This is a genomic window from Planifilum fimeticola (assembly GCF_003001905.1).
GTDB lineage: Bacteria > Bacillota > Bacilli > Thermoactinomycetales > DSM-44946 > Planifilum > Planifilum fimeticola.
On the sequence record NZ_PVNE01000048.1, the window covers coordinates 1 to 7,973 of the forward strand.

Sequence of the window (7,973 nt, forward strand, 5' to 3'; positions counted from 1 at the left end):
CGGCGGGCGGACGCCCGGGGCCTGGTTTCGGTTTGGGGAGCAGGGGCTCAATCACAGCCCATTGTTCGTCTGTCAGCTCATGTCTCGTACTCATACTTCCATTTTACATTGGCAGATCATGTTTTTGAAATAGCTTGTAGAGTCCGGGAAAAAAACGCATCCACGGAGGTCGTCATGACAGACAGCCCTGTATTGGAAATTCGCGATGTGAGCAAAGAGATCGGCCGCCGGCGGATCATCGATTCCGTTTCGCTGGAAGTATACCCGGGAGAGGTGATGGGGATCCTCGGGCCCAACGGCGCCGGCAAAACCACGCTGATCCGGATGATGACGGGCCTCATCACCCCCACCCGCGGGGAGATCCGCATTCGGGGAAAAAGCGTGCGATCCCAGTTTGAGCGGGCCATCCGACATGTGGGAGCCATTGTGGAAAATCCGGAGTTCTACCCGTTCCTGACGGGGTACAAGAATCTGCTCCACTTTGCCCGGATGGCGCCGGATGTGGGCGAAGATCGAATCCGGGAAGTCGTCTCCCTGGTGAAGCTGGAGGAAGCCATCCACGATCCGGTCAAGACCTATTCCCTGGGAATGCGCCAGCGCCTGGGGGTGGCCCAGGCGATCCTGCACCATCCCTCCCTGCTCATCCTGGACGAGCCCACCAACGGACTGGATCCCGCCGGTATCCGCGAACTGCGGGATTATCTGCGCCATTTGGCCAAGGCGGAACAAACGGCGGTGCTGGTGTCGAGCCATCTGCTGTGGGAGATGCAGCTGATGTGCGACCGGGTGGCCATCCTCCGGGACGGAAAACTGATCGAAGTCCGGAGGATGAGCGAAATCCTTCGGCGGGATTCCGAGGAACTCCGAACCCGTTTCGAGGTGGACCGGACGGATCCGGTCCCGTCGGTATTGCTCCAACTGGGGTTGGATCGCGAATGGAAAGAATGCCCCGGCGGATTTGAGATCCGATTGCGGCGGGAGGAAACCGCGGAACTGAACCGCCGGTTGATCGGAGCCGGGGTTCGGGTGTACGCCATCCACCGGATGGAACAGTCGCTGGAAGAACGCTTCCTGGAAATGACGGAAGGGGATAAGCCGTGATCTTAGGACCGCTGATCCGAAACGAACAGATGAAAATCATGGACCGGACGCGAACCCTGGTCATGTGGGGGCTGTTGATCCTGGCGGTCTGCCTTTTGGCGATCGGGCAGCGATTGATCCTCGTCTCCGGCGCCCCCGTGGACATGTGGGAATTCGCCGAAGGTTGCACCCATCTGCTGTTCATCGTCCAATTATTCACCCTGGTCGTCGCAGGGGATATCATCTCCAGCGAGTTTTCCTGGGGAACGGCGAAATTGTTGCTCATCCGCCCCGTGAGCCGGACCAAAATCCTGCTGTCCAAATTTGCGGCGGTACTCACCTTTCTTTTGGCCGGCATGGCTGTCCTGCTGCTGGCCTCCCTGCTGTTCGGAGCGGTCTTCTTTCGATGGACGGGATCCGGAGACGCCCTGGAATCGCTGAAATCCCTGGCTTCGACCTACGGACTGTACGGAGTGGAAGTGATGGTGACCGCCTCCCTCGCCTTCATGTTGTCCGCCGTGTCCCGCAGCAGCACCCTGTCCGTCGGGTTGTCCATCTTCCTCTTTTTTTCCGGTGCATTTCTATCGGAATTATTGAAAACGTGGGGCGTCAGCTGGGGAAAATACCTGCTGTTTGCCAATCTGGATCTGTCCCCCTATTTCCTCGGCCACTCCCCGCCCTTTCCGGGCATGTCGCTCGGTCACTCCCTGTCGGTGCTGGCAATCCATTTCGCGCTGTTTCACCTGATCACCTGGTGGGCCTTTGTCAAACGGGATGTCCTGATATGAAGGAGATCCGGGAAAAATTTTTTAAAACTTTCCCGGTCGAGTCTGTCACCCCATGCAATCGAAACAATTAATATATTTCGGAATAACGCGATGCTGTTGACATGCCGAAGGGCGTCGTAGTAGGATGTTTCTTGACAATTTCATAAGGCGATTACGCGCGCTCTTATCCAGAGAGGTGGAGGGACTGGCCCGATGAAACCCGGCAACCGTCCGCGGTCTGTGTGCGGAAATGGTGCCAATTCCTGCAGAGCCCAACGGTTCTGGCAGATGAGAGAGGCGATTTTAGATATAAGATCCCTTTCTGCTCTGGCAGGAAGGGATTTTTTCTTCAACGGGTGGTGAGAGGATCGATGATCACACTGGATCATGTGAGCAAAGTATTCCGCTCTCCGAAGGACGGAGACGTGGTTGCCCTCAAGGATATTCATCTGGAAATCAAGCGCGGGGAAATCTTCGGCATCGTCGGCCACAGCGGCGCCGGAAAGAGCACGCTGCTCCGCCTGCTCAACGGCTTGGAAAAGCCCACGTCGGGCCGGGTGACGGTGGACGGGATCACCATCTCCGAAAGCAGTGAGCGCGAGCTGAGGGAAGCGCGAAAGAAAATCGGCATGATCTTTCAGCACTTCCACCTGCTCTGGTCGCGCACCGTTTGGGAGAACGTAGCCTTCCCCCTGGAACTGGCCGGAAGGTCCAAAAAGGAGATCCGGGAAAAGGTGGACACGCTGCTGGAACGGGTGGGACTCACCCACCGGGCGAACGCTTATCCCGCCCAACTGTCCGGCGGACAGAAACAGCGGGTCGGCATCGCCCGGGCCCTGGCCAACGATCCGACCGTGCTGCTTTGCGATGAAGCGACGTCGGCCCTGGACCCCGAGACCACCTCTTCCATCCTGGAACTTCTCAAAGAGATCCACCGGGACACCGGGATCACCATGGTGGTCATCACCCACGAAATGAGCGTCGTCAAGCGGCTGTGCCAAAGCATGGCCGTGATGGAGGATGGCAAGATCGTGGAGCAGGGCGACGTGGAGGCCCTGTTCCGGGAGCCGAAGCACCCGGTGACCCGGCAATTTGTGGAATCCCTGATCACTGAAAAAGAGGAATCCGAACAGCACTCCGCCTTGATTCGGATTCCTTCCGACCGCCTGGATCGCCTCTGGGGCCTGCTGGCCGAACGGGTCAAGCGGGGCGTGACCGCCACCATCCTGCCCGATGCCGTCGAAAGCGACGAGCATGTTGCGCTGCGGATCAGCGGGCCGGAGGAGGCCGTTCGGGAAGTCGTGGAAGCCATCGAGCGGGGAGAAAACCGCGGGGTGATTTCGCATGTTTGATCAACTGGACACTCAATTGTTGTGGCAGGCAACCGGGGAAACCATATACATGGTGGCCATCTCCACCTTCTTCTCGGCCTTGATCGGCATCCCCCTGGGCGTGCTGCTGGTCATCACCGACAAGGGTCACCTTTGGGAGCATGTCACGCTCCAACGCATTCTGGGCGTGATCGTCAACCTGTTCCGGGCGGTTCCCTTCATCGTGCTGGTCCTCTTCCTCTTTCCCTTGTCCAAATTGCTCGTGGGAACCACCCTCGGTCCGACGGCGGCCACGATCCCCCTGATCGCGGGAGCCGCCCCCTTCTATGCGCGCATGGTGGAAACCGCCATCCGGGAAATCGACCGGGGCGTGATCGAAGCCGCCCTCGCCATGGGGGCCACCCGGATGCAGATCGTCCGGAAGGTGCTGCTGCCGGAGGCCAAGCCGGCGATCATCTCCGGCCTGACCGTCACCTGCGTCGCCCTGATCAGCTTCTCGGCGATGGCGGGAATCGTGGGCGGCGGCGGTCTGGGCGACGCCGCATACCGCTTCGGATTCCAGTCCTTCAACGACCAGATGCTGTACGCCTGCGGCCTGTTGCTCGTCCTCTTCGTGCAGCTGGTCCAGTGGGGCGGCGACCGGCTGGCGCGACGCGTCGACAAACGATAAACGGCAAACGATAAACCGAAATATCGCCATCAGACCCATTCGGAAAAGGAGGCATCCGATCATGAAAAAATGGTGGTTCGGACTGCTCTCGCTCGTTCTGCTGCTGGGAACAGCCGCATGCGGAGGAGGCAGCCAGGAAAAGACGACACTGCGCGTGGGGGCCACGCAGGTGCCCCATGCCGAGATCCTGAACCATATCAAGCCGACGCTGGAAAAAGAGGGAATCCAGCTGGAGGTGCGCGTCTTCCAGGATTACGTCCTGCCCAATAAAGCGGTGGAAGAAGGGGAACTGGACGCCAATTACTTCCAGCACATTCCCTGGATGGAATCCACCAACAAAGAGCAGGGATGGCATCTGGTCAAGGTGACGGGGGTTCACATCGAACCGATGGGGGCTTACTCCAAAAAATACAAATCCAAAGAGGAGATCCCCGACGGCGCGACCGTCGCCATCCCCAACGCCACCAGCGAAATGACCCGGGTCCTGCTGTTGCTGGATCAGCAAGGGCTGATTAAACTGGACAACCGCGACGGGGACAAAACCCTCCAAAACATTCAATCCAACCCGAAAAAGCTGAAATTCAAAGCGCTGGAACCGGCCATCCTGCCGAGGGTCCTGGATCAGGTGGATGTGGCGGTCATCAACACCAACTACGCCCTTCAGGCCAAGCTGAATCCGGTGAAGGATTCCCTGTTCATCGAGGACAAGAATTCCCCCTACGTGAACGTGTTGGCCGTCAAAAAAGGCAATGAAAAGGATCCGGCCATCCAAAAGCTGGCCGAAGTCCTCACCTCTCCGGAAGTGAAGAAGTTTATCGAGGAAAAATACAACGGCGCCGTCGTCCCGGCCTTTTGATGAAAAGCCCTGCGCTCCATGCGCAGGGCTTAGCTTTTGTCAAACCACAAATCCAAAGGAAGGTTTCTCCCCGACTCCACGCAGTGCCGTTCGAGGGAAAATCCCTTCCGTTCTTTTGTCGAGAACGGAACCCTAATCGAATCATCATTGACGAAACCCGATCACAACGACGCGATCCGCTCTTTCCGCACCTTCTCCTTCCCGGACGGAATCGAAGGGCCGGGCGCTTTTGATGCCCCAGAAATAGAAGACCAGAGCAAGCGCGGCAATCAGAACCATGTCGGCACCGTAGGGAATCAGGTTGAGCCCGCCGAATCGCTCGCTGCCCAGACAGGAAATCAGGACCATGAAGGCGAGGTATCCGATCAGCCACAATCCCGCCTTCAACCGGGGGATGAAATCGGCCCAGCCCTCTTTGGACTGATAATAGAGATAGATCGGCAAGCCCAACACCATGATCAGAACCACCTTGCCCGTCAGCGGCCAGGTCGCCCAATACAGGATCAACGATGCCAGGATGAACGCCACCGGCGCGATCGCGCCCATCCCCTTCACCCGGATCGGCCGGTTCGCGGTATCCCTTTGGCGCAGCACCATGACGGCAACAGGTCCCGTCGCGTAGGAGATCAGCGTGGCGACGGAAATCACTTCCGCCAGGGATCCCCATCCGCGGAATAAAAAGAGGAAGACGAAGGCAACCGCCAGGTTGAGACACAAGGCCGCCCGCGGCACCCCGTATATGGGGTGAATCACGCCGAACACCTTCGGCATGTGGCCGTTTTCCTTCATGCCGTAAACCATCCGCGCCGTGGTGGCGGTGTTGGTGACGCCCGCGCCGGACGGTGAAACGAAGGCGTCGGCAAAGAGGAGCAACGCCAGCCAATTGAGATTGAGGGCGATCGCCAAGTCGGCGAAGGGTGAATTGAAGTGGATGCCGCTCCACCCCTTGGCGGCCTGCTCCGGGGAAACGGCCCCGATGAAGGCGATTTGCAGCAGGACGTAGACCCCGCCGGCCATCAGGATCGACCCGACCACCGCGATCGGAATGGAGCGATTGGGGTTTTTCGCTTCTCCCGCCAGGTTGACCGGGCTTTGGAAGCCGTTGAAGGCGAACACCACGCCGGAGGTGGCCACCGCCGTCAGCACTCCGGACCATCCATACGGGGCAAAACCGCCATGGCTCGTAAAGTTTTCGGTATGAAAGCCGGCAGCGATCAACCCCAGCACCGTAAGAAGGGGGACGACCAGTTTGAACACGGTGATGGCGCTGTTCGCAGTCGCAAACAGGCGAACGGTCCAGAAATTCAAGAGGAAGTACACGATGATCAACGCCCCGGCCAGGATCAGTCCCGCCGAGGACAGCTCCTTCCCGTCATAAAGGCGCCCCGCCCAATCCCAGGGCCACGAGCTCATATATTGAACGGAAGCCACCGCTTCCACGGGGATGACCGATACAATCGCAATCCAGTTGGCCCATCCGGAGAGAAAACCGACGAAGGGGCCGTGTGAATGCTGAGCATAGCGCACCATTCCCCCCGTCTGGGGAAACATCGTTCCCAGCTCGGCATAGGTCAGCCCGATAAATACCGTGGCGATCATTCCCAAAATCCACGCGATAATGGCGGCCGGTCCGGCAACGGATGCCGCTTTCCAGGCACCGAACAGCCATCCGGAACCGATGATGGTCCCCAGCCCCGTCATCAACAGGGCAAAAGTTCCCAGTTCCTTCTTCACGTTCTTCTCTGACACCTTCTCCACTCCCCAACCCGCGAGGCAGCATGAGGGTTCGGGAAATGCCTCACGGCGTATATTGGGGGAATTATATCACAAACGGATTTGCCGATTCTATTATTTTACCTTTTGCAAAAAATTATCTCTATTAACCAAACTGATGACATCAAGGCCCCCTTTTCCCCTTTTACTGTTTATAAAATTGAAAACAAGAGATTTTCCCTTGCTTTGCAAACGATCGTTCGTCATATTTCAGATATACACATTACAAAATTCTTATAAAAAATCTTCTTGTCCAAATCAAGTTTATGCATATCTGATAAGGTACAAAGCCCCCGAATACCATTTGAGTCCTCTCCGAATCCCGCCTTCCCACTGCTCCTCAGATCGTCGCAGGGCGGAAAAGCGAATGGCGACCCGGGGCGGGTGGCGGTTGCAGCCCCGGAATCGATCCTCGAGGTGATCAAACAGAAAGGAGAGCTATTTTTTCACTTTTTCATGCCCGAAAACAGTCCCGTTTTGCGGCTCTTTTGGTTAAGCGGGGAGAATTTCGTGCATGTTATACTGAATGCAATACTCCGACGTGTTTGCAACGCTTAAGCAAATTCACTTATGATATAAAGGGGTGAAATCATGGCACGGGAAAGTAAATTTACGAAAAGGGATTTGTATAAGTTCACCCACCATCTATTGCTGCAACACGGCTATGCAGGATTTCACTTTGGTTTGCTCGCAGAGAAGTTAAATATCACCAGAGCGGCTTTATACAAGTATTTTAACAACAAAGACGAGCTGATTACGGAATATATGGCTTTTGAAATGGAACGATTCCTGAAGGATCTTGAGAAAATCGGGGAATATCCCCGTTTTGAAGATCAATTGGACTTTTTACTGAAAGTCATTTTAAAATATAGCAACATCCATCAGATCCTTTCCTTGGCATTCCAAATCCCGAAATCGAAGCATGAAAAAGTCAATCAAACATTGCAACAGTTAGAACATCAACATGAAAAAATGTATGCTCTTTTAAACAGCTTCATCCAATTGGGGAAAAAGGAAAAAATCCTAAAACCGGAATTACCCGATCACCTCCTGCTTGGATTTATTTTTAACACGGTCAATATTCCCAATCGGTCTCAGTTGCCGGAAGAAGCGTGGACGAACTTGATCAAGGAGTTTCTTTGTTATGGTATGTTTAGAAGAAAATGTAATTGACACTTGTGTAACCTTGGCCTATAATGGGCCTATCCAATTATTTTTATGCCGAAAGTTACACTTCTGTAACATTAGGCTCAACATCGATGCGTATCACATCCAGTAAATACAGAAGAGGTGGACCTATGTTTCTCGCATTAAGGGAATTGAAACATGCCAAATTCCGTTTTTTTATGATCGGTATGATCTTGTTGTTAATCTCCTGGCTTGTTTTTATTTTATCCGGACTAGAAGCTATTTCAAAATTCGGTTTACACACCAAATAATGAATGCAATCAGGCAAAAAGCTCTATAGATATGCAAATATCGGTCATATCGGACCA

The 7,973-nt window shown here is 55.2% G+C and carries 7 protein-coding genes, 1 pseudogene and 1 riboswitch; of the genes and pseudogenes, 7 read left to right on the forward strand and 1 reads right to left on the reverse strand.

What is annotated here, in order from left to right; translation table 11 throughout:
* The first annotated feature begins 174 nt into the window (after positions 1–174).
* From CLV97_RS17185 to CLV97_RS17205, 5 genes are all read left to right on the forward strand, one after another.
* Positions 175–1,101, forward strand: a complete 927-nt coding sequence (locus CLV97_RS17185) for an ABC transporter ATP-binding protein (RefSeq protein WP_106346758.1) — start codon at positions 175–177, stop codon at positions 1,099–1,101.
* On the forward strand, positions 1,098–1,868 hold the full coding sequence (locus CLV97_RS17190; RefSeq protein WP_106346759.1) for an ABC transporter permease: 771 nt from the start codon (positions 1,098–1,100) through the stop codon (positions 1,866–1,868). The genes CLV97_RS17185 and CLV97_RS17190 overlap by 4 nt, the downstream gene beginning before the upstream one ends.
* A gap of 160 nt (positions 1,869–2,028) precedes the next feature.
* Positions 2,029–2,142: riboswitch (SAM riboswitch) on the forward strand.
* Positions 2,143–2,218: 76 nt separating this feature from the next.
* Positions 2,219–3,199: a methionine ABC transporter ATP-binding protein gene (locus CLV97_RS17195; RefSeq protein ID WP_106346760.1), complete on the forward strand. Its 981-nt coding sequence runs from the start codon at positions 2,219–2,221 to the stop codon at positions 3,197–3,199.
* Positions 3,192–3,848, forward strand: a complete 657-nt coding sequence (locus CLV97_RS17200) for a methionine ABC transporter permease (RefSeq protein ID WP_106346761.1) — start codon at positions 3,192–3,194, stop codon at positions 3,846–3,848. The genes CLV97_RS17195 and CLV97_RS17200 overlap by 8 nt, the downstream gene beginning before the upstream one ends.
* Before the next feature lie 61 nt (positions 3,849–3,909).
* The gene (locus CLV97_RS17205; protein WP_106346762.1) at positions 3,910–4,704 is read left to right on the forward strand and encodes a MetQ/NlpA family ABC transporter substrate-binding protein; all 795 of its coding nucleotides are present in this window, start codon (positions 3,910–3,912) and stop codon (positions 4,702–4,704) included.
* Positions 4,705–4,848: 144 nt separating this feature from the next.
* Here the strand turns inward: CLV97_RS17205 and CLV97_RS17210 are convergent, their stop codons facing one another.
* Complete coding sequence (locus tag CLV97_RS17210) at positions 4,849–6,462, reverse strand: APC family permease (protein ID WP_106346763.1); 1,614 nt, start codon at positions 6,460–6,462, stop codon at positions 4,849–4,851.
* 606 nt (positions 6,463–7,068) lie between these two features.
* Here CLV97_RS17210 and CLV97_RS17215 point away from each other — a divergent pair.
* A complete protein-coding gene (locus CLV97_RS17215) occupies positions 7,069–7,650 on the forward strand; it encodes a TetR/AcrR family transcriptional regulator (protein ID WP_106346764.1) in 582 nt (193 codons plus the stop codon).
* Between the two features lie 125 nt (positions 7,651–7,775).
* Positions 7,776–7,880, forward strand: a pseudogene (locus tag CLV97_RS18690) (ABC transporter permease); the annotation flags it as partial.
* Between the last annotated feature and the right edge of the window lie 93 nt (positions 7,881–7,973).